This window comes from Geobacter sp. OR-1 (assembly GCF_000813145.1).
Classification (GTDB): Bacteria; Desulfobacterota; Desulfuromonadia; order Geobacterales; family DSM-12255; genus Geoanaerobacter.
The window spans coordinates 95487-121039 of record NZ_BAZF01000011.1; the positions used below are offsets into that span (position 1 = coordinate 95487).

23 protein-coding genes are annotated in these 25553 nt (G+C 57.0%); 3 read left to right on the forward strand and 20 right to left on the reverse strand.

Features of this window, described 5'->3' with window-relative positions:
* Positions 1 to 187: 187 nt before the first annotated feature.
* The 19 genes from OR1_RS12540 to OR1_RS12625 form a co-directional block, all read right to left on the reverse strand.
* Positions 188 to 1948 carry an ABC transporter ATP-binding protein gene (locus OR1_RS12540; protein WP_041972213.1) on the reverse strand — a complete coding sequence of 587 codons (1761 nt, stop codon included), beginning with the start codon at positions 1946 to 1948 and terminating at the stop codon, positions 188 to 190.
* Positions 1945 to 3807: an ABC transporter ATP-binding protein gene (locus OR1_RS12545; protein WP_052440430.1), complete on the reverse strand. Its 1863-nt coding sequence runs from the start codon at positions 3805 to 3807 to the stop codon at positions 1945 to 1947. Before OR1_RS12545 ends, OR1_RS12540 begins: the two co-directional genes overlap by 4 nt.
* Positions 3808 to 3860: 53 nt before the next feature.
* On the reverse strand, positions 3861 to 4307 hold the full coding sequence (locus tag OR1_RS20905) for a radical SAM protein (protein WP_052440431.1): 447 nt from the start codon (positions 4305 to 4307) through the stop codon (positions 3861 to 3863).
* Complete coding sequence (locus tag OR1_RS12550) at positions 4282 to 5094, reverse strand: radical SAM protein (protein WP_052440432.1); 813 nt, start codon at positions 5092 to 5094, stop codon at positions 4282 to 4284. The genes OR1_RS20905 and OR1_RS12550 overlap by 26 nt, the downstream gene beginning before the upstream one ends.
* Before the next feature lie 147 nt (positions 5095 to 5241).
* Complete coding sequence (locus OR1_RS20910; RefSeq protein WP_052440433.1) at positions 5242 to 6468, reverse strand: radical SAM protein; 1227 nt, start codon at positions 6466 to 6468, stop codon at positions 5242 to 5244.
* 62 nt (positions 6469 to 6530) lie between these two features.
* Positions 6531 to 7004, reverse strand: a complete 474-nt coding sequence (locus tag OR1_RS12560) for a pyridoxamine 5'-phosphate oxidase family protein (protein WP_052440434.1) — start codon at positions 7002 to 7004, stop codon at positions 6531 to 6533.
* A 28-nt stretch (positions 7005 to 7032) separates the two neighbouring features.
* Complete coding sequence (locus tag OR1_RS12565) at positions 7033 to 7809, reverse strand: ABC transporter ATP-binding protein (RefSeq protein WP_041972214.1); 777 nt, start codon at positions 7807 to 7809, stop codon at positions 7033 to 7035.
* A gap of 14 nt (positions 7810 to 7823) precedes the next feature.
* Complete coding sequence (locus tag OR1_RS12570; protein ID WP_052440435.1) at positions 7824 to 8609, reverse strand: ABC transporter permease; 786 nt, start codon at positions 8607 to 8609, stop codon at positions 7824 to 7826.
* A gap of 15 nt (positions 8610 to 8624) precedes the next feature.
* On the reverse strand, positions 8625 to 9398 hold the full coding sequence (locus OR1_RS12575; protein ID WP_041972215.1) for an ABC transporter permease: 774 nt from the start codon (positions 9396 to 9398) through the stop codon (positions 8625 to 8627).
* Between the two features lie 67 nt (positions 9399 to 9465).
* On the reverse strand, positions 9466 to 10512 hold the full coding sequence (locus OR1_RS12580; RefSeq protein ID WP_041972217.1) for an ABC transporter substrate-binding protein: 1047 nt from the start codon (positions 10510 to 10512) through the stop codon (positions 9466 to 9468).
* A 109-nt stretch (positions 10513 to 10621) separates the two neighbouring features.
* Positions 10622 to 10948, reverse strand: a complete 327-nt coding sequence (locus OR1_RS12585; protein WP_041972218.1) for a porin — start codon at positions 10946 to 10948, stop codon at positions 10622 to 10624.
* On the reverse strand, positions 10875 to 12095 hold the full coding sequence (locus OR1_RS12590) for a hypothetical protein (RefSeq protein ID WP_041972219.1): 1221 nt from the start codon (positions 12093 to 12095) through the stop codon (positions 10875 to 10877). Before OR1_RS12590 ends, OR1_RS12585 begins: the two co-directional genes overlap by 74 nt.
* Before the next feature lie 100 nt (positions 12096 to 12195).
* Positions 12196 to 13458 (reverse strand): MFS transporter, encoded by a 1263-nt coding sequence (locus OR1_RS12595; RefSeq protein ID WP_041972220.1) that lies wholly within the window; start codon positions 13456 to 13458, stop codon positions 12196 to 12198.
* Between the two features lie 79 nt (positions 13459 to 13537).
* The gene (gene metK / locus OR1_RS12600; RefSeq protein WP_041972221.1) at positions 13538 to 14728 is read right to left on the reverse strand and encodes a methionine adenosyltransferase; all 1191 of its coding nucleotides are present in this window, start codon (positions 14726 to 14728) and stop codon (positions 13538 to 13540) included.
* A 192-nt stretch (positions 14729 to 14920) separates the two neighbouring features.
* On the reverse strand, positions 14921 to 15481 hold the full coding sequence (locus tag OR1_RS12605; protein ID WP_041972269.1) for a bifunctional 2-polyprenyl-6-hydroxyphenol methylase/3-demethylubiquinol 3-O-methyltransferase UbiG: 561 nt from the start codon (positions 15479 to 15481) through the stop codon (positions 14921 to 14923).
* Positions 15482 to 15516: 35 nt separating this feature from the next.
* Positions 15517 to 16377 (reverse strand): P-loop NTPase, encoded by an 861-nt coding sequence (locus OR1_RS12610; RefSeq protein ID WP_041972222.1) that lies wholly within the window; start codon positions 16375 to 16377, stop codon positions 15517 to 15519.
* A 218-nt stretch (positions 16378 to 16595) separates the two neighbouring features.
* Positions 16596 to 16742: a YezD family protein gene (locus tag OR1_RS12615; protein ID WP_370543359.1), complete on the reverse strand. Its 147-nt coding sequence runs from the start codon at positions 16740 to 16742 to the stop codon at positions 16596 to 16598.
* A 35-nt stretch (positions 16743 to 16777) separates the two neighbouring features.
* Positions 16778 to 17731 (reverse strand): cysteine synthase A, encoded by a 954-nt coding sequence (gene cysK / locus OR1_RS12620; RefSeq protein WP_041972224.1) that lies wholly within the window; start codon positions 17729 to 17731, stop codon positions 16778 to 16780.
* A 78-nt stretch (positions 17732 to 17809) separates the two neighbouring features.
* Positions 17810 to 18262 (reverse strand): Rrf2 family transcriptional regulator, encoded by a 453-nt coding sequence (locus tag OR1_RS12625; RefSeq protein ID WP_370543358.1) that lies wholly within the window; start codon positions 18260 to 18262, stop codon positions 17810 to 17812.
* A 216-nt stretch (positions 18263 to 18478) separates the two neighbouring features.
* Here OR1_RS12625 and OR1_RS12630 point away from each other — a divergent pair, with 216 nt between their 5' ends.
* Both OR1_RS12630 and OR1_RS12635 read left to right on the forward strand, forming a co-directional pair.
* The gene (locus tag OR1_RS12630; protein ID WP_041972225.1) at positions 18479 to 19111 is read left to right on the forward strand and encodes a flavodoxin family protein; all 633 of its coding nucleotides are present in this window, start codon (positions 18479 to 18481) and stop codon (positions 19109 to 19111) included.
* Positions 19112 to 19237: 126 nt separating this feature from the next.
* Positions 19238 to 20278 carry a hotdog domain-containing protein gene (locus OR1_RS12635; RefSeq protein ID WP_041972226.1) on the forward strand — a complete coding sequence of 347 codons (1041 nt, stop codon included), beginning with the start codon at positions 19238 to 19240 and terminating at the stop codon, positions 20276 to 20278.
* An 87-nt stretch (positions 20279 to 20365) separates the two neighbouring features.
* On the opposite strand, the gene OR1_RS23030 is transcribed toward OR1_RS12635, so the two are convergent.
* On the reverse strand, positions 20366 to 20500 hold the full coding sequence (locus OR1_RS23030; protein ID WP_272946197.1) for a hypothetical protein: 135 nt from the start codon (positions 20498 to 20500) through the stop codon (positions 20366 to 20368).
* Positions 20501 to 20913: 413 nt separating this feature from the next.
* Between OR1_RS23030 and OR1_RS12640 the strand changes: the two genes are divergently transcribed.
* A complete protein-coding gene (locus tag OR1_RS12640) occupies positions 20914 to 25446 on the forward strand; it encodes a glutamate synthase-related protein (RefSeq protein WP_041972227.1) in 4533 nt (1510 codons plus the stop codon).
* Positions 25447 to 25553: the final 107 nt, after the last annotated feature.

Here is a 25553-nt window from a genome sequence, read left to right on the forward strand (position 1 = left end):
ATTGTCCGTGGCCTCCAGTGGTCTGGTCAGCAGCGAATAAAAAAAACGAGGCCGGGGAACATCCCCGGCCTCCTGTGTGTCAGGTCAGCCCGATACTTCTTCAAATCTATATGCTATATAGTTATTTCACTTATGGCAATAAATGTCAACAGCTTTTTGGCATGCTGATTATAAACGTGCAATATAGTCAGGCAGCCTCATGCAGCTGCATGAGGCCTGACTGGTGCAACCGCCAGTAATTTCCCTGCCTGCGCAGCAGATCGCCGTGCGTCCCCCGCTCGACTATTCGCCCCTGCTCCAGGACACAGATCAGATCCATCTGCTGAATCGTTGAAAGCCGGTGCGCAATCACCAGCAGGGTACGACCTTGTGAGACGCGGTGGATCGCTTCCTGAAGCACCTCCTCGGTGTTTGAATCAAGGCAGGCGGTCGCCTCGTCCAGAATGAGAATACGCGGATCAAACACGAGCACCCTGGCAAAGGATAGCAGTTGGCGCTCACCGGCGGAAAGCGTACTCCCCCGCTCGGACAGAACGGTGTCATACCCCTTGGATTGACGCAGGATAAACGGTTCGGCGCCGATGATACGACACGCCTCGCGAACCCGCTCCGCGGATATCTCCGGCTGAAAGAAACGGATATTGTCCGTAATGGTGCCGGAGAAAAGCGTCACATCCTGCTGAACGATGCCGACCGAGCGCCGCAGGTCTTCGAGAGGCCATTGACGCACATCGACACCGTCAATTATGACCGCCCCCTCCGTAACATCGTAAAACCTGGTCACCAGGTTCATGATCGACGACTTGCCGGCGCCGGTCGCTCCGACAAAGCCGATACGCTGCCCCGGCTGAATCGTAAGGGAAATATCATGCAGGACCGGGTAGCCGGGGCGATAGGCAAGTGATGCGCCAGCCAGCTCAATCTTCCCAATCACCTCCGGAGCAGCTGCGCCTTGCGCCTCCTTGATGTCCGGCGTCTCCTGCAGGGTGACCGAAATCCGCTCAACAGCAACAATGGCCGATTGCAACGCATTCATCTGCTGCGAAATGGTGCTGATCGGATGGAAAAATCGACGGATATAGCCGACAAACGCATACAATACCCCAAAGGAAACGGTCCCCTTGATAACCGCGCCGCCGCCAAACCAGAGCAGCGTGGCAATGCCCAGATCGCCCAGAATTTCCGTAACATTGAAGAACGAGAGGATGTAACGGTTTTCAATGATGGTGGCCCGCATCAGCGCCTTGTTGCGCTCGTTGTAACGCTGTTGCTGCTTTGCTTCCTGATGAAAAATCTGGATGATCGCCATGCCGCGCAGATTCTCGGCCAGAAACCCGATGGCGATACCGAGCCGGTTTCTGACTTCGGCATTGACCTTGCGCAGTCGTTTCTGAAATATCACTGTAATTCCAGCAACCAGCGGAATCAGCAGGAAGCAGTAGAGGGCGATGGTCACGTTCAGGCGCAGCATGAAAAACATGATCAGAACCAGAGAAAAGCTGCCGCGGACGATATTGGCCAGAAACTGGGTAAAAAAGTTGTTCAGCGCTTCCGTATCACTGACCACGTTGGTGATGATGCGCCCCGAACTGTTCTGGTCAAAATAGCGCAGCGCCAGCCGCTGGATATGATTGAACAGGTCAATGCGTATTTTTCTCACGATGGACAGCCCGACCTGCTGGAGCATGATCTCCTGATAGTAGGTCATGGCGCAGCCGGCAAGGATCAGGGCGAAGTAGGCCAGTGCCATACGGATAATGGCGGTAGTGTTAGGCGTCGGCACGGTGACGTACTTGTCAATCGCCTCTTTGACTAGATACGGCTGCACCAGATCGATCAGCACAACCGCGATAACCAGGCTGCCGACTACAGCCAGACGGCCACGGTAGGCACTCAAATAGGGAAGCAGGATTTTCAGGGTTCCGCGTAGCGCAGTCTTGTTTTTCACGCCGCGTCCTCCGTCGCCCCTGCTTCAAGCTGTTCCATTTCTTCATCGATATTCTTTTCGCTCTCCGCAACAGGCCCAAGAAGGTCCTCATCAATGCCGGCTCCCTGCGTCAGATCCATACCGGCCTGCATGTACCACTGACCGGCATACACGCCGCACATGGCAATAAGCTGCCGGTGACTCCCCCGCTCGATGATTCGTCCCTGATCCAGCACCAGGATCTCGTCGGCATGCTGCACTGCGCTCAAACGATGGGAAATGATAATGGTGCAATTGCCGCTGCCGGAAGCTGCCTTGGTCATGTTACGCAGGTTATGCAGGATCTGCCGTTCCGTGGTGGTGTCAATGGCGCTCAAAGAGTCGTCGAGGATCTGATAAGGAGCGTCCTTGTAAATCATGCGGGCAATGGCGACCCGCTGTTTCTGGCCGCCGGAAAGCCGTACCCCACGCTCACCGATCTCGGTATCAAAGCCTTCGGGGAAATTCAGGATGTTTTCATAAACAGCGGTAATTCTGGCGCACTGTTCCGCGCGCTCCCGGTCGGGGTAATCATCGGAAAAACAGATATTCTCCAACACCGAGGTGGAAAAGAGAAAACCGTCCTGCGGCACATAGGCAATGCCGTCTCTAAGGCGTGCCAGAGGGTAGCTCAATATATCGTGGCCACCAATGGCCACGGTCCCTTCCGGTGGTTCGTAGAGCCGCAGCAGCAGATCGGCCAGGGTGCTTTTCCCGCTTCCCGTGGAGCCGATGATGCCGAGAGTCTGACCCGGCCTGAGCGAGAACGAAATATCTTCCAGCACCTGCCGATCCGTACCCGGATAGGTGAAGTTCAACCCCTGCACGCGCAACTCTCCCTGCAGCGGTTGATCCACCAGCACTCCCGGGCGGTCAACGACATCCGATTCGACATTCAAAAGCGTTTCGACCCGCTTGATGGAAGCGCTGGCGCGCTGCACGATATTCAGCACATTGCCGAGCTGCTCCATCGGCTGACGCAGCATGGCGATATACAGGGTAAAAGCGACAAAATCCCCCAGAGTGACCAGATGCAGCGTCACCAGGACCCCGCCATAGCCAAGGACAAAGACAAAACCGAGATTGACCATTAACGGCACCAGCGAGCTAAACAGGGAGGAAAGGCGCACAAAGCGCATCTTTTCCGTAACGATATTGTCTACATTGCCGGTGAAGCGGCCGATGACCACCTGCTCCGTGCCAAAGGCCTTGACGGCGCGAATCCCGTCAATCACCTCTTCAACGATCTGGGACATGCTGCCCAATGCCTCCTGGGAGCGTTGCGACTGCTTCTTGATCTTGGGGCCGAGCCATTTCACCAGCAGCGGGATCGCGAGTATCGGCCCAAGACCGGCCAGCGACAAGCGCCAGTCCACGTGCATCGCCATCAGATAGACCACCCCCGCCAACACTGCCAGGCCGCTGAATGCCTGACAAATACCCATTGAAACCAATTCCCGGACCACCTCGACGTCACTCAACGCATGGGCGACCAGATCGCCGACGCTATGACGGTGAAAATATGCCGGTGACAGGGAATTCCATTTTTCAAACAGTCTTCGACGGAGTGTATAGGTCAGGGTTCGCCCCCTCTGGTGGATCAGGAGGCGGCCACCCCACCCGGTCAAGACGCGCAGCAGCCCAACGCCACAGATTATTTTGATGTAACGCGCCATTTCCGCCATGCTCAGCGTGCCACGCTGCAGCTGATTGGTTATATCTCCCAATATGCGCGGTATCACCGCCATCAGCAGACTTGCCAGAGCCACCATGATAATTCCGGAAAGAAATATGAACCAGTGCTGCCGAATGTATGAAGTTACCAGGCGAAAATTTGACATTGTAATCCTTCCGGTAGGCTGAAAGCGGGGCCTCAACTTTCAGCCTACCCTTGTTACTGCAAAGTTGTTTTATCCAGTTCCGGGTATCGGTATTGCGGCAGCGTGTCACCTTCGAATTCGCCCGCCTTGATCTGGAAGACCTGGCCGCTGTGCGGGCCGGATGCGGGGCCGCTGTACATCTGCAAAGTATTAAAGCCGTAGCGGCGGAAGATATCAGTTGCCTTGTCCAGCAGTTCCCAATGCCACCACGCCTCCGGGCTGCGGTAGCCTTCCAGCGGTGTCCCTTTTTCCGAGTGGAAAACACTGAAATGGCAAACCACCCCTTTTGACGCCAGGTACTCGATCCCTTCCAGGGTGGATTCCAGCGGCGCCAGGCCGCCGACAACATTGGAATGGACATTCCCCTTGCCAAAGACATCGACCGCATATTCAAGCGAGTCAACCCAATGCTGCCAGCCGCCATTGCGGTTCTGCTTACCCGGGCAGATGGCTGCGAACATATTCTTGTCCCATGCCTCCATATTGTGGGAGATGTTGGTAAAAACCGGCTTCCTTGTATTTGTGATGAACCGAAAAATCCACCGGGGCCCCGATGATGCCGACGCCATAGAAAGAGTCGTATTTCTCTTTGATGGCATCTGCCACATCAAGATAATATTCCAGTTCACGGCGTTCCGGCACGAACCCGCCGGTGATGCGGAAATGGTTGGCTGTTCCTGCCTGACGGGCCAGATGGTATGCTTCGGCAACCTGCTTCGGCGATTTGATGAGCACCTGGTTCAAAACGCCATCCTTGGCGCGTTCATTGATCGAGCAGAACTGGCACATCTCGCCGTTATCTTTCAACGAACATTCGGAGCTGTACGCAACACTGAAGCCCCCCTCCTCGTTGACGTTGCCGATATGACGGAATTTTTCACCGCTGCTCAGCAGCTGTTCCGATATGGGGTGAGTTTTGGGAAAGGTGACCTTGCCAATGCGGGTTTTCTCGTCATAGAGAACCGCGTCGTCACCCTCAACAACCAGCGAATACGGGGTATGTTTCTTGTAGCCGCTTAAATAGCGGGCCGTGACACCATGGGGCAGCGTCAGGTTGGTCAAACCTTTTTGCCGGTTATACGGTGAAGTATATTTAAGCTTGTCCTGAAACTTGCTGATTTCATCGGCGTTGTAATTGATGCCGAATTGCGTGAGCAGCAGGCCGAGCTTCGCTTCATCGAGAAGCACCTGTTTTGCCTTTTCTTTAGCTGCTGCTGCCTCTACTGTTGCCTGTTCCGACTGTGCCATTATGTGTCACTCCTTTCGAGATATCGCTCTGATAACTGTCTGTTTAAATGAAAAGAGACCGGCGCCCAAAGGCGATCGGTCTCTAGTTTTCTAGTCAACCTGTCGTTCGGTTAGAACTGTTATTCGTTTATAGGACAGCGCTGACCGTTAATCCAGCGCCGGGAATTTCCATTGCGCCAGCGTGCCGTCTTCCTCGAACTCACCGTTTTTGATCTGGAAGAGCTGGGCGCTGTGCGGTCCCGAAGCGGGACCACTATGGAGCTGCAGTGTCGTGAAACCGTAGCGGCGGTAAATATCGGTCCCTTTGTCAAGGATATCCCAATGAAACGATGCCTCCGGGCTCCGATAGCCGAAAAATGGCGTCCCTTTTTCCGGACGAAACGCGCTGAAGTGGCAGACTACCCCTTTTGATGCCAGGTATTCGATCCCTTCCAGCGTTGATTCTTTTGGTTCCAGACCACCGACAATCGTCGAATGGACATTCCCCTTGCCGAAAATCTCCACCGAGCGCTCAAGGGATTCGACCCAGTGTTTATAGCCGCCATTGCGCTTCTCTTTGCCGGGGCAGACAGCGGCAAAAATATTCCTGTCCCACACTTCAATATTGGTGGAGATATTGTCGAAACCGGCTTCCTTGTATTTGGGCAGCACCGAAAGATCGGCCGGGGCGCCGACAACGGCGCAGCCATAGAACGAGCTGTACTTTGCCCTGATGGCATCGGCCACATCAAGGTAATATTCCAGTTCACGGCGTTCCGGCACAAAACCGCCGGTGATCCGGAAATGGTTGGCGACACCGGCCTTGCGGGCAATGTCGTACGCTTCGGCGACCTGTTTGGGTGTTTTAAGCAGCACCGGGTTTCTTTCCCCATCTTTGGCACGTTCATTAACTGCACAGAAGTAGCAATCCTCGCCCTGATCTTTCAGGGAGCACTCGGTGCTGTAGGTGCAATGAAGCCCGCCCAGGGCACTGACATTGACAATGTCGCGAACTCTTTCGCCGGTGCTGAGGAGCTGATCAGCCACCGGATTGCCTTTGTTAAATCTGATTACACCAATTGCTGTTTTTTCGTTATAAAGTACCGGTTTGCCGCCTTCAACAACCAGCGAATACGGAGTCCAGCGATTGTAATTGCCTCTGGCATTATAGCCATGCGGCAGGGTAAATCCGGTCAACCCTCCGGCACGATTGAAACCGGATTTCAGTTCAAGCGGATCCAGCAGCGGCTTGATCTCTTCAAGATTGTAATTGATGCCATGCTCGAATAGCTCCAGGCTCATCCTTGCCTCTTCGATAAGAACCTGTTTTTGTACTTCTTTGTCGTAGGTTTCAGCTTGTGAATCCTCTTTGATTTTCAGTGCTGCATTTCCCATGTCCTTTTTCTCCTTAATCATATTTGTTGCGTTCTTTTCCGACAATGTGCCGAATCTGCCGGCTAATTTTCTTCCTCTTTGCTGAGTGTGAACTTTTCCACATGACCAGGCCCTTTGCCGTAATCGATGTATTCGATATCCCTGGTTTTTACCTTGAACAGCTGGATATTGGGCAGCTCCCCTTTGGCGATCCGGTCCTTGAAGCGCGGATTACGGTCGCTCAGAATGCCGACTGCCCAGTCAAGTTCACGCTGCTCTTCTATTGTGTGGGCTTCGCCGATAAACAGGGCGTTTTTCCAGTTGGACAGTTCCTGTCCGTCATGCTCAAAGTAGAACGACACCCTGTTGTTCTCCGAAATATCGCGGACCTTGGCAGCACCTTTCTTGGTGGAAAAGATAACGTCGTAATCTGCAAGGGCAAAGCTCCCCAAAGTACGCAACACCGGCGAACCGTCATGGCGAATGTAGGCAAGAGTGGCAAAGCGCGATCCGTTGGCATAACCGGTGATTTCTGATTTTCTCTGTTCCAGTGGCATGGGTGACTCTCCTTATCAGTGGTGTTGTTTATATCGTATAGGTGAACGGATGTTCGGTATGAAGCTGGAACTCTTCCAGCACCTCTTCCTTGATCTTGACGAAATCGTAGCTGGCACGGTCACGGGGGCGCGCCAGCGGCACCGGAATTATCTTCTTGATCGTACCGGGACGGCTGGACATGACGACGATCTTGTCGGAGAGGACAATGGCCTCGTCAACATCATGGGTGATCATGATCATGGTAATTTTTTCCTGTTTCCAGATCCGCTCCAGCTCCTGGTGCATGTACATCCGGGTCAGCGCGTCCAGGGCACCCAGCGGTTCATCCAGCAGCAGGATCCCCGGCCGGTTCACCAGAGCACGGGCAATGGCAGCCCGCTGGGACATGCCGCCGGATAACTGGTGGGGGTAGTGCTTTTCAAAACCTTTCAGCCCTACCAGTTCCAGATGTTCCTGAATCGCCTTGCGCGACTCATCGCTTTTGGCATCCTTCAGCCCCATCCCCACGTTTTTTTCAATGGATAACCAGGGGAGCAGACGATGATCCTGGAACACGACCCCTCGCTTCAGACTGGGGCCGTTCAACCGCTGACCGTCGAGCAGGATTTCGCCCTCATACCCCTTTTCGAGGCCGACCACCAGCCGCAGAAAGGTGGTCTTGCCGCAGCCGCTCGAACCGATGATGCTGATGAATTCACCCGGCTGGACTGTCAGATTTATATCGTTAAGCACTGTCAGCTCATCATTCCGGCTGCGAAACTTCTTACTCAGATTTTTGACTTCAAGCGTTCCCAAGCGTTCCATATTTATTCCTTTCACTAACGGTACGACTTTCTCCAGGTACTTAAGCGCGCTTCCAGATGCCCGAACAGCTCGTTGATCAGAAACGCCACTATGCCGATGACAATGATGCAGACAAAGGCTATATCCGGCTTTTTCCCGTCTCCTGCGCTTGAGAGCAGGTCACCGATACCATAGGCGGAACGGGTATTGATCTCTGCCCAGACTACCAGCAGCCAGGAAGTCCCCATACTGAGACGGATTCCGGAGACGATGTTGGGGACTGCTCCCGGCACAACGATTTTACGAAGCAGCTTAATTCTGTTGTATTCAAAGACCTGGGCAACTTCTAGATAGGACTTGGAAACCGAACGGATCCCTTCAAAGGTACTGAGCAGAATCGGGAAAAAGGCGCCGATAGAGATAAAGCTGATTTTGGATGGTTCGTTGATGCCGCACCAGACTATGATCAGCGGTATCCATCCGATAATCGGCACCTGACGAAGCGCATTGAACAGCGGCGCAAAAAGCCGTTCCGCTGTTGCCGACACTCCCATGGCAACACCGAACAGGAAGCCGAGCGTAGTGCCGATAAAGAACCCTTCGGCAATGCGAACCAGACTGCTCCCCAGGCTTACCCCAAGCTGTCCGGATTTGATGACTTTGACAAAAGCCTTAGCGACCGCTGGCGGTGACGGCAGATATTCGGCGGAAACCAGCTCGTAATGACTAACTGCGCTCCAGACAATGAACAGCGCCAGAAAGCTGACCAAGCCGTGATATCGAGTGCGGATAAAAGTTGCGACATTCGTTGTAATGCTCATTACATTATTCCTTTACTACTGTGCATTCTGGGTACGGTGCCAGCCGAGAAACCTGGTTTCCAACAGGCCGAGCAGCCTGTCCATGGCAAAACCGGTTATGGCAATGACGATTACTCCCACCAGAACGACATCGGTCTGAAACAGACGCCGGGCTATTACCATGACATTGCCGATTCCTTCCCCCGCTGCCACCAGTTCAGCGCCGATAACCAGCATCCAGGCTTCGCTCAGACTGAGCCGGAGACCGGTAAAGATCGATGGTAGCGCCGACGGCACGATGACAGTGCGCAAAAGCCTGAACCAGCCATACTCGAAGACCCTGACCACTTCCAGGTATGAAGCAGGCACGTTTTTGATGCCGTCGTACGTCTTTAGGGTCATCGGAATGAATGCCCCGCAGGAAATGAAGACAATCTTGAACCACTCGTCAATCCCGAGCCAGAGCAGCAAAAACGGTATCCAGGCGACAACCGGCACCTGACGGAAAAAATTGAAAACAGGGTTCAGGTATTGTTCCACCGGTTTCCATAAACCCATGGCAGTGCCGAGCAGAAACCCGCTTGAAGCACCGACCAGAAAGCCGGCGCCGACCCGCAGCAGACTCATTTTCATATTGAGCAGGAGTTCGCCGCTACTCTGCATAACCCACCAGGTTTCAAACAGCACCTTAGGGGGCGGCATCAGTGTCGAGGGGACAAGCTCGTACCTGGAAAGAAGATCCCACGCCACATAGAGAACGAGAGGTATTATCAGGCCGGTCAGTTTGTTTTTCAGTAACTGGATTTTCATGGGATGTACCTTTTCGTTACTTCAAACTCGAATAATGCGCCGGGCCGGAGACCCGGCGCAGCAAGGCTTATTTTTTGATCGGGTTACCGTTGATATCGTAGTTCGGCCAATGGTTTTCGAGCTTCAGTTCCTTCAGCACTTCATCCAGATATTTGCGCTCGTACAGATCTTTTTCCGGATCAAAGGTTTTGCGGATCAGACCGTTATCCTTGAACAGCACCAGCGAGTCTTTGTACTGTTGGGTCACCTGACCGTCCAGTTTAGGTGATGTCAGGTACTTTATCGACTGTCCGCCATTGTCCGTAACGAGATCCGCCAGTGCCGTCCCGGTTCTGGTGTTGAACTTCAGGGTCTCATTCTTATTCAGACTGGCCAGATAAAGCCCCTTGACATACACCTTGAGAAGGCGTTTGACGATGTCCGGGTGCTTCTTGAGGAATTCTTCCCTGACGACAAACGTGTTGGTATTCTGGTACCTGACATGTCTGCCCACAGTGGTCCAGATCTCCCTGGCCCTGCCACTGCGGATAAGAGACAGACTGCCGAAGCCGGCATCGATGTCACCGGTAGTAAGCGCTGTTTCAAAGGCGGTACCTGACGTGTTGATCACCTTGATATCCTTCATGGTCAGGCCGTTGTCCTTCAGGACCTTGATCAGCAGCGCATGGGTCCAGGTTCCAACGTTTACCCCAACCCGTTTCCCCTTCAGATCCTTGATCGTTCTTATATTAGAATTGGTCGGCACCAGAAGATGGGATGTCCCGCCGCGAACAGCGGCAAGTGCCTTGATTTTAAGGCCACCGGCGCGTGCCGAAAGCACCGGAAGATCGCCGTGAGAACCGAAATCGAGCGAGTTGTTTGCCAACCCTTCATTCACTCCCGGACCGGCGGTCTTGATATAGTTGTACTCAATGGTCCAGCCGTCTTTTTTGAACTCCTCCTCAAACAGGTTCTTGGCCTGAACATAACCCCAGCCACCGGCACTTAACGGCCTGCCGGAGCCGCCGGGAAAACCGATTCTAATAACCTTTTCCGGCTGGGCAAAACCCGGGGTGGCGCCAAACACCGCCACGCCAAGCGCTAATATCAATAGAATATTTATTGTTTTTTTCATCTTGATGGATCTCCTTTTCCTTTGTGCCATTCGGGATTTGTTGTTATCAGAGACTCAGCGTATCGCTTCATCTCCTCGACCGGGTTATCCGGCATCAGCGCGGACAATGCTAAAAACCGAACTGAAACTGCGCCAGGAAGGCATCGTTGTTATAAACCCCGCCATCGCTTCTGTAGTCACGGGTGATGTTGTAGTTCACCTGCAGCTTGGTGGTTTGAGCAAAGAAATAGTTGAAGCCGATTGTCCAGATGTCGGTTCTGACATCTCTGGCATCGGTATCCGGAACCCAGCGGTCGAACCGTACGAACGGCTGGTAGGTCAGGGGATAATAGTCATCCCAGCGCTCCTGGGTCTTGATCGAGTTAACAAACTGATCGCCGAAGTTGTAGAAAAGGGTGAAGGTGTACCCTTCCTGGTCTGTTTTTTTTAAAGCCATAGGGAACTGTTTTCGTGGTTGCGCCGTTTTTGGTGGTGACCGAACCGTTGGTCGGGATCAGGTCGGTGCCATGGGCATACTCCAGGGTGAAGCCGATCGGGGTATTTACATAGGCCAGGTCAACGCCCCAGCGCTCCTTGTCACCGGTCTGGGTGAAGGTGTCGGTTTTGGTGGACGTGGTAATGGTCGTATTTATCGCCGGAGTCGTGTTGGTGTTAACGGTGGAGGTGTTTGTCGTAGTTTTGGTTGCAGTATAGTTAGTTCTTCCCCGCAAATATGATGCGCCGAAGGAGAGGCCCCGCAGGATATGGTCATAATTGACAGGAGCGTTCAGCTGTACACGGGCAAAAACATCCTTACTGTTGTTGTTCTCGGCGGCATTGGCGCCGGTGCCGTTGATGAGGCCCAGCCAGTACTGGACAGCGGGAACGCGATAGCTGTAGCCGAAGTCATTCTCCGGCCAAAAATCACCGGCGAGCACAAAGCCGATATCGCGGGCATCGAGACCGAGTTTGGTCGCAAACTGGGCGCCGGCTACCGTCGGTTTAAACTCTTCCGACGCGGTGGCCTCGATACCGAAGAATTTCTTCTGCTGTCCTCCGGTGATACTCAATCGAGGCCCTTCCTTGTCCAGCGTATTGAGAATATTGTAGGTCAAATTCGCATTGGTAATGCTGATGGCGTTTTTATCGGTGGTCAGAAATCCGAGTGAATAGTTGAGATCTTTCCCCTCAACGTAGTCCTTATAAAGGTTCCCCGAGAAGGTCAGCCCGAAGGACGGCGTGCTGAAGGAATCTACGCCGGAAGCGTTATCTTTAAGAAACGGATTGGTTTTGGCATACTTCAACGTGCCGGTGCCGCTTATGGTAAGAAGCCGCTTGGTCGAGACTACGGTCCGGTCAATCCCTTTCTGCCACTGATCGCGCAGCAGCTGTATCTCTTCCCTGACCCCCTGGATATCGGTCTGGGTTGCCGGTGGCAAACCGGCATCGAACGGTTCATCCTTTTCCGGGATTTGGAGTTGATCCTGAGGCGCAGCTTCCTCTTGTGCGGCCGGCGTCTCCGGCAACGCGTCTGCTCCGTGAGCAGCAGGCGCGAACAGCGCTGCGGCAATGAAGAGCAAACTCAGATTTGTTCGAACCAACATATATTCTTCCTCCTGAAATCTGCTTGCCTTCAGTTGTCTGATCAGAAAGGAATATGTTTTGAGATTGATTAAGCTGCGGGTTCCCGCTCACCAACTGATTTCAGTCTGAATCATGGGTTATCAATGATAATTCCGATACGGCTCCTTCCTCCGTCGTCACGCCACCTTCCTGTTCGATCAGAACGTCGGTCCGGTAAGCCAGCACGACAAGCGCCATAAAAAGCGGTATGAACGTCAGAAAAATATTTTGCGCCCCGAGATATTGGCCAACTATCCCTCCGATCATCGGACCGAGTGAAATGCCGGCTCCCACGGAGGCGGCGAACAGCGCAACAACCTTCCCCTTTTCACCTTCCATGCGGCCGATTCGGGAAGAGGTCACCAGATTGATCAATCCCAGGCCAAGCCCCAGTATCACGGCGCTCACAGCCAGGAGTGTGAATGTTGCCGAGATACTGACCATGGCCAGGCCGGTTGAAGTTACCGTGACACTCAGCAGGTAAAGCTGAAACTGGGACATTCGCGTAATCAGCGGCCCGGCGGCAAAGACCGTCAGGATGAACACCCCGCCCTCGGCGGTCATCAACAGAGATGCGGCAGAGGGTTTCAGGTGCAGGATCTGTATCGTTATCACCACAACGAACGTGCCGAATGTGGCAAAACAGGATGTCGAGAGAGTTTCTGTCAGCAAGGGGAGATACAATTGGCGCTGACCGATCAACCGGCGGAACTCATTGAGCTGTGTACGAATGATATTGCCCAGTTCGTTGATAGGCCCCTGACGAGCCGGTTCGCTGTGAAAGAAGAAGACCAGCGAGGCAGGAATCAGCGTCAGAGCTGCCAACAGAATGAAAATGGAACGAAACCCGGCAACACTGACCAGATAGGCGCCAAATGCCGGGCCGAGAAAGGTAAGACCGATGGACATGGAGCCCTTGAACCAGCCGGCTTTTTCAAGCCCCATGTTCTTCAGGTTTTTAAAGAATGAGGCATTCAGCGCCGTCATTTTGAGTGAGCCGAAGAGCCCGGAAATACCCATCAGGCCGATCATGGCAATCGGCACCTTTGCCACCGTCAACCCGAGTGTCGAGATGAATCCGGAAAGACTGCCTATCAGGAACAGCTTTTTTGAGCCGAAGTGATCCACCAGAAAACCGGCCGGAATCACCAGCAGCAGCATACCGAGGCCGGATATCCCCCTGATGACGCCGATCTGCGCCGTGGATGCGTGCAGGCTCATGGCATAGAGCGGTACAATGATCTGCATCGCCCCGCCCACCGTGCCGGAAACGATATTCAGGATCAGGAAGCTGGTGATCAACCCTTTTGGGGTATGTATGTCGTGGCTTTGCTGTTCAGGCATATTCATCCCTGTTCTGTAGGGGCAATCCTTGTGATCGCCCTAAAATCGGGCAGCACAAGGTCTGCCCCTACAGTGAAATTCAGGCGGCTTTCTCTAAAAGCAGCGCCTTGTCGATCCGCTCCCAGGGGAGATCGAGATCGGTGCGGCCGAAATGACCGTAGGCCGCGGTCTGCTGGTAAATGGGGCGGCGCAGCTCCAGCTGCTCGATGATCGCGGCCGGCCGCAGATCGAAATTAGCGGCGATCAGGTCGGCCAGCTCGCCGTTGGAAAACTTGCTGGTGCCGAAACTGTCGACAAAGATCGAGACCGGCCTTGCTACGCCGATTGCGTAGGCGATCTGCACCTCCAGCCGCCTGGCCAGCCCCGCGGCAACCACATTCTTGGCCACGTATCTGGCGGCATAGGCGCCGGAACGGTCCACCTTGGTGGGGTCCTTGCCGGAAAAGGCGCCACCGCCATGGCGGGCCACGCCACCGTAGCTGTCGACGATGATCTTGCGGCCGGTCAAACCGGCATCACCGTGCGGACCGCCGACCACGAAGCGGCCGGTTGGGTTGATGAAATAGCGGGTCTTGTCGTCGAGCAGGTTTTCCGGGATCACCGGCCGGATGATCCTGGCGATAACGTCCCGGTGGATCTGCTCCAGGCTGACATCCGGGTGGTGCTGGGTGGAGATGACCACGGTATCGATCCGTACCGGCCGGTCACCCTCGAACTCCACGGTCACCTGGCTCTTGCCGTCAGGCCTGAGATAATCGAGCTCGCCGGATTTCCTGGCTGCTGCCAGGCGGCGGGTCAGCCCGTGAGCCAGGGCGATGCTGGTCGGCAGATATTCCGGGGTCTCGTCCGTGGCATAGCCGAACACCATCCCCTGATCGCCGGCGCCGACCGAGTCGAGATACCGGTCATGGTCGTTGCTGCCCCGGACCTCCAGTGCCCGGTTGACCCCCTGCGCGATGTCGGGCGACTGCTGGTCGAGCGAAACGAGTACTGCTGCATGATCGCTATCGAGGCCGAGATCGGAGGCCGTGTAACCGACCTCCCTGATCGCCTGGCGGGCCACTCGCGCTGCATTGACCTGGGCGCTGGATGATATCTCGCCGAACAGCAGCACCAGACCGGTGGTGACGCTGGTCTCGCAGGCAACCCTGGCCAATGGATCCTGGGCCAGGTAGGCGTCGAGCACGGCATCGGAAATCTGGTCGGCCAGCTTGTCCGGATGCCCCTCGGTGACGGATTCGGAGGTAAAGAGATGATGACGTTGCGGCATGGTCTGCTCCTTGTCGGTTGGTAACCCCGCGCTATTGGGGATAAAAAAAGAGGCCGGGGAATAATCCCCGGCCTCCAGTGTTTCTGGTCAGCCTGAATATTGTGTGAAGCCTGCTGCAATTTTCAGCGAGCCTAGCAGTTCGCTCCTGTGGAGTCAAGCAAAAAAATGCTTAAACTATCAACATTATGGTTTTTAACCAGCAACCCCTGCCTGGCCCTGCTCCAGCTGATAAATAGCGGCCACAGCCTGGTTACAGTAATAATGGCTCACCCGGCGAAAACCGTAAGGTACCAGCAGCTGGTCAAGCTCCTCATGGGAGTAGGTCTTGGCGCAGTCAGGGCATTTGAAGAACTCCGAGCACCCCTCCCCGCATGCCCCGCTCTGTTTCCGGCACCGGACCTCAATCAGAAGGTAACCGCCGGGACGGAGATTCTGCCGGATATTGCTCAGGTAGCGCTCCTGCTCGTTGTTCTCCATGATGATGTTGAACACGTATGTTGAGAGCACCAGGTCCACGTTCAGTTCGCTGTCCGGCAGCCGATCCGTCGCCATGACGCCGGCCAGGTGGCGAATCGCCGGACAGGCCCTGATCTTACGGATCTGCTGCGGCAGATCGGCAGCAATTACCGTGAACCCCTCATCGGCAAGGAATAGTGCGTTACGCAGCTTGCCGGCCCCGTAATCAAGGACCTTGGTAGCACCCTTATGACGGAAAAACCGGCAGTAGCGCCTGATGCTTGTAGCTGCCTGCATATGGAACTCCTTTCCAACCCGCAGACCGGGTGCCATCAGATACCGGCCCCGTCCTTGAGTATGCCGAACTCCAGCTCCCCCAGCCGGTCGCCCCACCCCTGCGCCCAGCCCCTCAACTCCGTGACGCTAAGCGGCTTCGGTGGCTCCTGCCAAACAGAGCGGTCCTCAATGACCTGCCGCGCCAGTTTCCGGTACAGCTGGGCGTGGCTCGACTCCGGTGCTGCCTCGATCACGGTTTTACCGTACAGTTCGCTATGCCTGACCACCAGGGAGCGCGGGATAAGACTGCTGACCCTCGTGTTGACCTGGCTGGCGAAATCGGCAACAAACGACTCCTCGAAGCTCCCGGTCAGGCTATTGCCGATAATATCGAGAGCAGAGGCCGGAAACTGCCGGCTAACGCTCCTGATATAGGAGTTGGCCGCATAAAACGACATCAGGTCGCCGGAAGTAACGATGAACGTCCGCAGCTGCAGGGACAGGTTCAGATGGGAAACCAAGCCGCTGCAGCCGGCTTCTCCCGGGATATCGTAGATGATGAATTCCGGCTTGAGCGTAGCGGTGAGATCAAACTCACCCAGCAACTGCAAGGCCTTAGCGATGCCCCTGGATGCGCATTCTTCTTCAGCCAGGGAGTCGCCCACTTCGACACAGGCGATGCCGCGATATCCCGGAACGACCAGATCCGACAACTTCACTGCCCCGCCCGAGCGGATATAGTCGAGGAGGGTCGCAACCTCCTGCCTGCCGTGGACCAGGATACCAGTATCGCTCTTCAGGTCACAGCCGACCAGCATCACGCTTTTGCCGGCCTCGGCAAGGGCCGCGCTCAGGTTTGCCGCCAGGGTCGTCTTCCCCACCCCGCCTTTCCCGTAAAGAGCAATCTGCTGTGTCATATGAATTTCCCCTGAAACCTGTAAAAAACGGCCGGAATGCCGTCTTTGAGCTATCCCGGCCTCCGGTTCTCCGGTCAGCCATATCCCGATTCCAGATCAAAGCGCTATCCGTGTTGGCTCGTCTGCGTCTCCTCAACATACTACCTGTATGCCTCGTCGCCTCAATCCTCGCCGCCTTGATTTCATCTTTGATCTGAAATCGGGTTTAATCTATTAAGTTAGATGCCGCTGCCGTGAATATGTTCTTGCCGGCTCAATCTGATCTTTTCGCTCTTGTCGATCTGGATCACCCTGCCATCCTGAATGACCAGGGTTACCGTGCCGTAGCGGATGATCCGGAGCGCCTCCCGAACCTGGCGCTCCAGCTCCCCATTCCACAGCTCACCTGCCGGGCCGGCCACTAGATCCCCTCGAACAGCGCTGTCGAGAGATACCGCTCAGCACCGTCAGGAAGGATGACTACAATGGTCTTGCCTGCGAATTCGGGATCATAGGCAAGTCGGGTCGCCGCTGCTACTGCGGCGCCGCAGGAGATACCGACCAGCAGACCCTCTTCCTTGGCCAGGCGTTTGGCAAACTCGATGGCATCGTCGCTGGCAATCTGCTCGACGCGATCGACAATGCTCAGGTCCAGGGTATCCGGGATAAACCCGGCGCCGATCCCCTGGATCTTGTGCGGACCCGGCTTCAGCTCCTGGCCGGCGAGCTTCTGCGAGATAACCGGGCTCTCCTTCGGCTCGACCGCGACCGAGATGATCTTTTTCCCCTTGGTGTTCTTGATGTATCTCGATATGCCGGTGATGGTGCCGCCGGTGCCGACCCCGGAAACGATGACATCAACCTTGCCGTCGGTATCGTTCCAGATCTCCGGGCCGGTGGTCTTTTCGTGGATGGCCGGGTTCGCCGGGTTCTTGAACTGCTGCGGAATGAACCAGCGTGCCGGATCGGACGCCGCAATCTCTTCGGCCTTGGATATCGCCCCTTTCATACCTTCTGCTCCCGGTGTCAGGATCAGGTTGGCGCCAAGGGCGGCAAGCACGCGGCGGCGCTCAATGCTCATGGTCTCGGGCATGGTCAGGGTCAGCTTGTAGCCGCGGGCTGCGGCCACATAGGCCAGGGCAATGCCGGTGTTGCCGCTGGTCGGCTCGATGATCTCCACCCCGGGCTTCAGCACGCCGCGCTCTTCTGCGTCCCAGATCATGTTGGCGCCGATGCGGCACTTGACCGAGTAAGCCGGGTTGCGCCCTTCCACCTTGGCGAGCACGGTTGCCCCTGCCCCCTTGGTGATATGGTTGAGCCTTACCAGTGGCGTGTTGCCGATGGACTGCGAGTTGTCTTCATAGATGCGTGACATGATCGGTTCCTCCCTTTCTTGGTGAAATCAGTTGTGTTATTTGCCTATAGGACTACTAGTTTTTAGCTGCAAAAAAAATCAGATCGAAAAATCAAGCTGCTTGGAAAGCCTCTGACGCTCGAACTCGCTTCTTTCAATCATATCGGCCAGCGTTACCTTGTCAACAACCGCGGAAACCGCCTTCTGGACATCCGACATTACCAGCCTGGTGGCACAGGTCGGCAGATCGTGGCATTCCGGGCAGGCGCTCTGCGCGTTTTCGCCAAGGCACTGCACCGGCGCCAGGTCACCCTCAAAGGCGCGGATGATGCTGCCTAGAGTAATGGCAGAAGGAGTTTTGGCCAGCCAGTAACCGCCTCCCGGCCCTTTCCTGCTGGCCAGTATCCCCTGGCTCTTGAGGGTCAGCAGGATCGCCTCCAGGAACTTCTTGGGGATATTCTCGGCCTGGGCCAGCTCGGCGATCAGGAAGCAATCCTTGTCCGTGGAACGGGCCATGAAGCTGAGCGCCTTGATGGCGTATTTGCTGCGCATTGAAATCATATTTCCTACCATTACTATAGTTATTATTGTTTTATCTCGTTTCTCCGGACATGTCAACCGGTTTTTTTATGGGCAATTCAGCTCGGGAGAAAACCCTGATATTGGCTTTGACACCGATGAAAAGCCGGTCTAAAATTGCGCATTCACTGGCAACAACTCAGCCGGATTCCACCGTCATTTGCGGGCTCATACGGCAAAGGAGAGGTTATGAAAGTTGTAGCGTTCAATGGCAGTCCCAACAAAGAAGGAAATACCTGGAATGCGCTGAAGATGGTGACGACAGAGCTCGAAGCCGCTGGGATCGAGACCGAGATCGTGCAGGTCGGAAACAAGGCAATCAGAGGTTGTATCGCTTGTTACCAGTGCGTAAAAAACAAGAATGAGCAGTGTGCGCTGGCTGACGAGATCAATGAATGGGTTCAGAAGATGAAGCAGGCTGACGGAATCATTATCGGCTCGCCAGTGCATTATTCCGCAATCGGTGGCACAATGAAATCGTTCCTGGACCGGGCGTTCTTCGTAACCGGCGTAAATGACAGCATGCTCCGTCACAAGGTGGGCGCAGCAGTTGTTGCTGTACGGCGTTCCGGTGGATTGCCGACATTTAATCAACTGAACAACTTTCTGAACTACGCTGAAATGCTGATTCCAACCTCGAACTATTGGAACGTGATCCATGGCCGAACCCCGGGGGAAGTGGTTCAGGACCTTGAGGGGGTGCAGATAATGCGGGTCTTGGGGAAGAACATGGCCTGGCTTATGAAGCTGGTTGAACATGGCAAAGGAACCATTCCCCCCCCAGAACGGGAACCAAAAACCATGTTCAGCTTTATTCACTGACTTTGTTGCGATAAAAAGGGTGATTCTTGAGGGGTGCGTCTCCATAATTGATTTATGGATATATAGACTGTGGCATAATGGACAGAGGTGCGGCGCAGCACGGCGCCACGCCAAAAGGAGTATCAGATGACCCCATTCGAGACCTCCTGTTCCCATACCCTCCCCCTGGGGAGCGACACAGCGCTGCGCCGGCGCTTCATGGTGGTTGACGAGCCGATTCGCGGGAATTTTCGCTTCGGGCTGCTGCTTGAGGAGCTTGACCTGCTGGCCGAGCAGACCGCGCTCGCCTATGTGCGCCGCACGCATCCCGAAGGACGCGTAGTGACGGCAGCCATCGACAACATCGTGGTGCGCCACGTGGCGGACGTTAATCGCGACGTCGTCTGCCATGCGCGGATCAACCACGTGGGACGGTCATCGCTTGAGATCGGTATCCGGGTCGAGCAGCCGGGCGAGACCACCAATCATATTGCCTCGTGCTATTTCACGATGGTGGCGCGCGGCGGCCCCGAGGCCGGGGAAAGCCTGCCGCTGCCGCCGCTGGAGTATGTCACCGGCCAGGAGAAGGAACGTGCCGCCAAGGCCATGGCCGGCCGCGAGGAGTATCGCCGTCAGCAGGAATCGCTGCTGAAGCCGCCGAGCGTCGAGGAATATGCCCTGCTCGACGGACTCCATCGCGCCCAGGAAGAGCCCTCCTTCAACGGCCATCGGGCTGCAGCGCTGGTAACCGATGCCTGGGAACGGATGTATCCCGAGCAGGAATATGTGCCGCGCCGGATCTTCGGCGGCTATCTGATGCGCCGCGCCTTCGAGCTCTCGGCGATCTGCTCCGAACTGGTGGCCCCGGACCGCTCGGTTATCGCCGCAGTCAACCGCATCAACTTCTTCCACCCGGTACGGCTCGGCGACAAGCTGCACTTCACCAGCAGGGTGGTCTACACCGACGAATCTTTTGTCTGCGTTGAAACCGGCATCGAGCGGATCAGCCGCGACCGCACGAGCAAGGCGTTATCCAACTCGTGCCTCTTCACCTTTGTCAACGTTGACCGCGACCTCAACCATTGCCGGGTGCCGGCCGTTTACCCGGCGACCTACCGCGAGGACGCCCGGTATCTCGATGCCTTGCGCAGCTACCGCGCCCTTGCCGGGCACTACCGGATGCTGTGAACAGGCACCGCTCGCAGCATACGGAGCAGATGAAGAGGTAATTACTTAGAGAGGGAATAATCGAAAAAAGAGGCGGTAAATCGGGGGTTATTTGACGATAGTGCCGGATTCAGGGCCATCGAAGCGAGCGTTTATTTCCGCATTGGGTGTGGCCTTGAACAGCCCGAATACGATCAGAAGTGTTATTGCCAGCAACAGCAGCAACATTCTCTTGGTCAACATAAGTCATACCTCCATCTCTTTAACCAGCAAGGCAGCCAGGCAGCCTATTCATAGATGTTTAACAGCTAAAATCATACCCACTGCAAAACAATCACAACCTCCTGCAAAACCGGATAGTTAGCCACATACAGGGCGACACGAACCCATGTAAACGATTTTTCCACCAAACAGGCTTATTGCACCGCTTACCTTTGTATTCAAATAGTTGGCTTCGTATTTCATTGAGCAACGTTGTTGCACCAGCAACAACGTTGACAGGGGGCAAGTGTAGCCCATTACCACCTGACCGGAACAAGATGCCTCGCCACCGGAAATAAAGAGCCCGGCTCCTTGCCAATTCCCCAGCCTTGGTTATTAATTGAATAAGAGACCATATTACACCAACCGGCTTGCCACCGATTGAGGAGAGCGCCATGCTACGTTCCGATGAAGACCTTTCCGGCTTGATGCCCGAGGAGAGGGATGCGTGTGCCATCATCTGCTACATCAACAAGGAAGGCCGCCCCACCCACGGCAATGTGCAGCGTACCATCGAGGCGCTGATCAGGATGGGGCACCGGGCTGGGGAGATAAACGGCGAAGGTGACGGCTGCGGCATCCTGACCGATATTCCGCGCCAGATCTGGGGCGAAATCCTTGACGGCGCCGGGTTGTCGTCTGAATTAGTTAATGATCCCGGCTTTAGCATCGGCCATATCCTGATTGAAAAAAGCGACCTGGACCGTCATCCGGAGCTGCAGGCCGCCATCCTCCAGGCCATGCGCTCTGCCGGGCTGGAGGTCCTGGTGGAGCGCCCCGCTCAGGTGCGCAGCGAAGTGCTGGCCAAACGGGCCAGGGCAGGCGAACCGCTTTTGTGGCAGGTAGGGCTCCGTTGTCCGGAGCCGCGCCAGGCAGCCTGCCGCCTCTTCTCCCTCCAGGTGCAGCTGGAGCAGGAGTTCCCGGTCCATGTCGCCTCGCTCTCCACCGACGTGACGGCATACAAGGTCCACGGCGCGCCGGAGATCCTGTCCCGCTACTACCCGGAGCTGAAGCGGCGCGAGTTCCAGTCCGCGGTCACCATCGGCCACAGCCGTTATTCCACCAATACCCTCCCGACGGTGCTGCGCGCCCAGCCGTTCTCGCTCATCGGCCACAACGGCGAGATCAACACCATCGCCCGGCTGCGTGAAGAGGCCCGGATGATGGGGATTACCCTGCCTGCCGGCGGCAGCGACTCCCAGGACCTGAACCGGACCCTGGAAGGGCTGATCTGCAGGTACGGGCTGTCCCTGTTCGAGGCGATGGAACTGGTGTTCCCGCCGGTGTTCAGCATCATGGACCGGATGCCGCCGGATCTGCAGGCGATGTACGGCTGGTTCCGGCGCTTCCTCAAGGCGAGCGCCCAGGGGCCGGCCGCCATCATCGCCCGCTACGGCGACCGGTGCGTGTTCAGCGTCGATGCCATGGGGCTTCGCCCCCTCTGGGTCGGGGAGACGGACCGGGAACTGTTCGCCTCGTCCGAGCTCGGGGTGGTCCCCCATGAGGAGGTCATGAGCGATCCCAAGGCGCTGGCGCCGGGGGAAAAGATCGGGGTACGGCTGGTCCCCGGCCGGGAGCCGAAGTTCCTGGAGCACCATGAACTTCGGCTGGAGGTGCTGGAGCTGTTCCGCAAGAGGACCAACCTGGCGGCTCGGGCAAAAAGCCTGCTCAAGCCGGGCGAGCTGCTAGCGGCCGATAGCGGGCGCCATGAGCGGGTCTGGCAGAAAAACAGCCGGTTTCTCCAGGAGAACCTGCTCTCGGCCTTTGCCTGGAAGTCGAGCGACCAGCAGAACCTGCGGGAAATGGCACGGAGCGGCCAGGACCCGATCGCCTCGCTCGGTTATGACGGGCCGCTGGCCGCCCTTGCCCTCTCCCGCCAGAACCTTGCCGACTATTTCAAGGAGCAGGTGGCGGTGGTGACCAACCCGGCCATTGATCAGGAACGCGAGGCGGAACTGTTCTCCACCAGAGTCTATCTCGGCCCCAGGCCCACCCTGCGAGGCCCGGCCCTGCCGGCGATGGCGCTGGAACTGCCGCTTCTTCTCGGCGGAAGCCGGCTTTCCGCTTCCGAAGACGAGTCGCCCCTTGCCGCAGAGTTCGGCACCTGCAGCTTGGAGTCGTTGCTGACCCGCTTCGGCCGTCGCCGCAGCCGCAGCCTCTCCTGCACCATGGGGCGGGGCGAATCGCTGCAGCAGGCCCTGGACCGCCTAAAAGCCGAGGCGGTGGCCGCGGTCCGCCGCGGGGTGGGGATCATTGTGCTGGACGACAGCATGGCGTTCACCCATCCCCGCAGTTTTCTCGACCCGTTCCTGGCAGTGGCGGTCCTGCACAAGGCACTCAAGGAGACCGGTCCGGAGAACGGCGCCTGCCTGCGGCGCCGCACCTCGCTCGTGTTTCGCTCCGGGGCGCTCAGGAATCTTCACGACCTGATCTTTGCCCTCGGCATGGGGGCCGATGCCCTCTGCCCCTACCTGATGTGGGAACAGGCAGCTACCGAGGCAGGCGGGGTGAGGAACCTCATGACCGTGCTGTCCAAGGGGCTGCAAAAGGTCATATCAACCATGGGAACCCATGAGATTGGCGGCTACGGCAAGTATTTCGCCTCCATCGGCCTGTCTACCGAGCTGGCACGGATCTTTGAAACGCCCAACTTCTGCGGCAGCGACACCGGTGGGTTGACCATCGGCCAGTTGGAGCAGGAGAACCGTTCGCGCAACCTCGTGGCCCGGAGCAGGGACAAGCAGCCGGTGCCGGTCCAGTTCCGCCTCTACCCGCGTATCTGGAAACTGGTCGGCCAGGTGGCGCGCATGGAGGAGACCTATGCCGACCTCTCCAAGACAATCCAGCAGCTGGAAACAGAGAACCCGCTGGCCATCCGCCACCTGATCGATATCCGCTTCAAGGGGGAGCTGGCGGTAGATCCGGCTGATGTGGACACCACGATAGGCAACCACGATCTGCCGATCCTGATCTCGGCCATGAGCTTCGGCTCCCAGGGTGAGACCCCGTTCCGCATCTACGCTGAGGCGGCCCGGAGGCTCAACATCGTCTGCATGAACGGCGAAGGGGGGGAGATCGCCGACATGCTCGCGAAATACCGTAAGAACCGGGGGCAGCAGATCGCCTCGGGACGGTTCGGGGTCAACATGGAATTCCTCAATTCGGCCGACTTCCTGGAGATCAAGGTCGGCCAGGGGGCCAAGCCGGGCGAAGGGGGGCATCTGCCGGGGTTCAAGGTGACGGCAAAGATCGCCGCGGCCCGGCACGCCACCCCGGGGGTGTCGCTGATCTCGCCGTCGAACAACCACGACATCTATTCCATCGAGGACCTGGCCCAGATCATCGAGGAGCTCCGCACCGCCAACCCAACTGCCCGCATCTCGGTCAAGGTGCCGGCAGTGGCCGGGATCGGCAACATTTCCCTCGGCATTGCCAAGGCCGGGGCTGACATCATCACCATCAGCGGCTATGACGGCGGCACCGGCGCCGCGCGCAAGCATGCCATAAAGTTTGTCGGCCTGCCGGCCGAGATCGGCGTCCGCGAGGCGCACCGGGCGCTCACCGACGCCGGGATGCGCGACCGGATGGAGATCTGGGCGGACGGCGGGGCCCGCACCGGCAGGGACGTGATCAAGCTGATGCTGCTCGGGGCCAACCGGGTCGGTTTCGGCACCATGGCCATGGTCGTGATCGGCTGCACGGTCTGCCGCGGCTGCCATCTGGGGACCTGCCACGTGGGGATCGCCTCGCAGATCGAGACCCAGGAGGAGGCCGAGGCCAGGGGGCTGAAACGGTTCGTGCCGCGCGTCCTGGAAAACGGCGTCATCTATGAGACCACCTTTTTCCGGGGGATGGCGCGCGAGATCAAGATCCTCACCGCCAAGCTCGGATTCCGCCGGACCCAGGACCTGGTCGGCCGCGCCGAACTCCTGACCCAGGCCAGGGGGCTGGACCGGCTCGACCTGGGGGGGTTGCTCGCCCCTGCCGAACCCGGCGACATGAGCCAGATGGAAAACGATGTCCGGATCATCCGCAAGCCGCTCAATTACCTCACCTCCCTGATCTCGGGGCTGGTGGCCGATGCCTTCAGCCGGAGCGAGGAGCGGGTCCGTTACGACGACGACAACGCCACCAGCTCGGACCGGGCCATCGGCACCCACCTGGCCGGCACCATGGTCAGGGGGTGGCAGGACAACCGGTTCGCACTTGCTTGCGAAGCGCTGCTCCATTTCCACCGCGACTCGATCCCTGGCAACGGCCTCGGCGCCTTCACCATCCCGAATATTGCCATCCGCGTCGAAGGTGGTGCCCAGGACGGCGTGGGGAAATCGACCCGCGGCGGCAAGATCGTCATCCTCAAGGGTGAGAACCGCAACGGGGTGCGGGTCGGCGGCTCGGTGGGCAAGGGGCTCGCCTATGGCGCGCAGGGGGGGACCTTCATCATCCAGGGGGATGCCGACAGCAGGGCCTGCATCCGCCTGTCCGGCGCAGATGTCGTGCTCGGTGGCAGGGTCCGCGCCATGCTGGACGACTCGCTCGGCAACATCGCCGGCCGCTCCAATCTCAAGGGGTTTGCCTGCGAGTACATGACTGCCGGCCGGGTCGTGGTGCTCGGCGACCCCGGCCCCTGGTTCTGTTCCGGCATGACCGGCGGCACAGTCTATTGCTACCTCGACCCGGATATGGGGCTGGATCGCGAGGCGTTGCGCCGGCGTCTGGCCCGCGGCGCGGGCGTGGAGATCAGGGACATGGAGGAGAGCGACGTGACCCAGGTCGAAACCCTGCTCCTCAAATATCACCGGGAACTGCTCCATTCCCACCAGGAAGATGAGGCAGACTGGCTGGCAGGGGCAATCAGCCGCTGCCGGAACGCGTTCGTCAAGATCGTCCCGGAGCAGGCGGCACTCACGCCGAAAACGACTGAATAGAAATAGACTGACAGATCCCGGACAGCTCCAACCTGTTGACTCCCACGAACCGGATGAGAAGATTTCGTGCGTATCTTGCACTTTGCAATATTTTTTACTTGCATTTT

What these genes read in the sequence shown, in the direction of transcription:
- OR1_RS12560 (WP_052440434.1), bottom strand. Translation starts at nt 7,004, where the DNA reads ATGCCACTGGAACAGAGAAAATCAGAAATCACCGGTTATGCCAACGGA.
- OR1_RS12565 (WP_041972214.1), bottom strand. Translation starts at nt 7,809, where the DNA reads ATGGAACGCTTGGGAACGCTTGAAGTCAAAAATCTGAGTAAGAAGTTT.
- OR1_RS20905 (WP_052440431.1), bottom strand. Translation starts at nt 4,307, where the DNA reads ATGTTCGCAGCCATCTGCCCGGGTAAGCAGAACCGCAATGGCGGCTGG.
- OR1_RS12585 (WP_041972218.1), bottom strand. Translation starts at nt 10,948, where the DNA reads ATGGCTTTAAAAAAAACAGACCAGGAAGGGTACACCTTCACCCTTTTC.
- cysK (WP_041972224.1), bottom strand. Translation starts at nt 17,731, where the DNA reads ATGTCACGCATCTATGAAGACAACTCGCAGTCCATCGGCAACACGCCA.
- OR1_RS12625 (WP_370543358.1), bottom strand. Translation starts at nt 18,262, where the DNA reads ATGCGCAGCAAATACGCCATCAAGGCGCTCAGCTTCATGGCCCGTTCC.
- OR1_RS12575 (WP_041972215.1), bottom strand. Translation starts at nt 9,398, where the DNA reads ATGAAAATCCAGTTACTGAAAAACAAACTGACCGGCCTGATAATACCT.
- OR1_RS12640 (WP_041972227.1), top strand. Translation starts at nt 20,914, where the DNA reads ATGCTACGTTCCGATGAAGACCTTTCCGGCTTGATGCCCGAGGAGAGG.
- OR1_RS12630 (WP_041972225.1), top strand. Translation starts at nt 18,479, where the DNA reads ATGAAAGTTGTAGCGTTCAATGGCAGTCCCAACAAAGAAGGAAATACC.
- OR1_RS12550 (WP_052440432.1), bottom strand. Translation starts at nt 5,094, where the DNA reads ATGGCACAGTCGGAACAGGCAACAGTAGAGGCAGCAGCAGCTAAAGAA.
- OR1_RS12570 (WP_052440435.1), bottom strand. Translation starts at nt 8,609, where the DNA reads ATGAGCATTACAACGAATGTCGCAACTTTTATCCGCACTCGATATCAC.
- OR1_RS12595 (WP_041972220.1), bottom strand. Translation starts at nt 13,458, where the DNA reads ATGCCTGAACAGCAAAGCCACGACATACATACCCCAAAAGGGTTGATC.
- OR1_RS12545 (WP_052440430.1), bottom strand. Translation starts at nt 3,807, where the DNA reads ATGTCAAATTTTCGCCTGGTAACTTCATACATTCGGCAGCACTGGTTC.
- OR1_RS12605 (WP_041972269.1), bottom strand. Translation starts at nt 15,481, where the DNA reads ATGCAGGCAGCTACAAGCATCAGGCGCTACTGCCGGTTTTTCCGTCAT.
- OR1_RS12635 (WP_041972226.1), top strand. Translation starts at nt 19,238, where the DNA reads ATGACCCCATTCGAGACCTCCTGTTCCCATACCCTCCCCCTGGGGAGC.
- metK (WP_041972221.1), bottom strand. Translation starts at nt 14,728, where the DNA reads ATGCCGCAACGTCATCATCTCTTTACCTCCGAATCCGTCACCGAGGGG.
- OR1_RS23030 (WP_272946197.1), bottom strand. Translation starts at nt 20,500, where the DNA reads ATGTTGACCAAGAGAATGTTGCTGCTGTTGCTGGCAATAACACTTCTG.
- OR1_RS12610 (WP_041972222.1), bottom strand. Translation starts at nt 16,377, where the DNA reads ATGACACAGCAGATTGCTCTTTACGGGAAAGGCGGGGTGGGGAAGACG.
- OR1_RS20910 (WP_052440433.1), bottom strand. Translation starts at nt 6,468, where the DNA reads ATGGGAAATGCAGCACTGAAAATCAAAGAGGATTCACAAGCTGAAACC.
- OR1_RS12580 (WP_041972217.1), bottom strand. Translation starts at nt 10,512, where the DNA reads ATGAAAAAAACAATAAATATTCTATTGATATTAGCGCTTGGCGTGGCG.
- OR1_RS12590 (WP_041972219.1), bottom strand. Translation starts at nt 12,095, where the DNA reads ATGTTGGTTCGAACAAATCTGAGTTTGCTCTTCATTGCCGCAGCGCTG.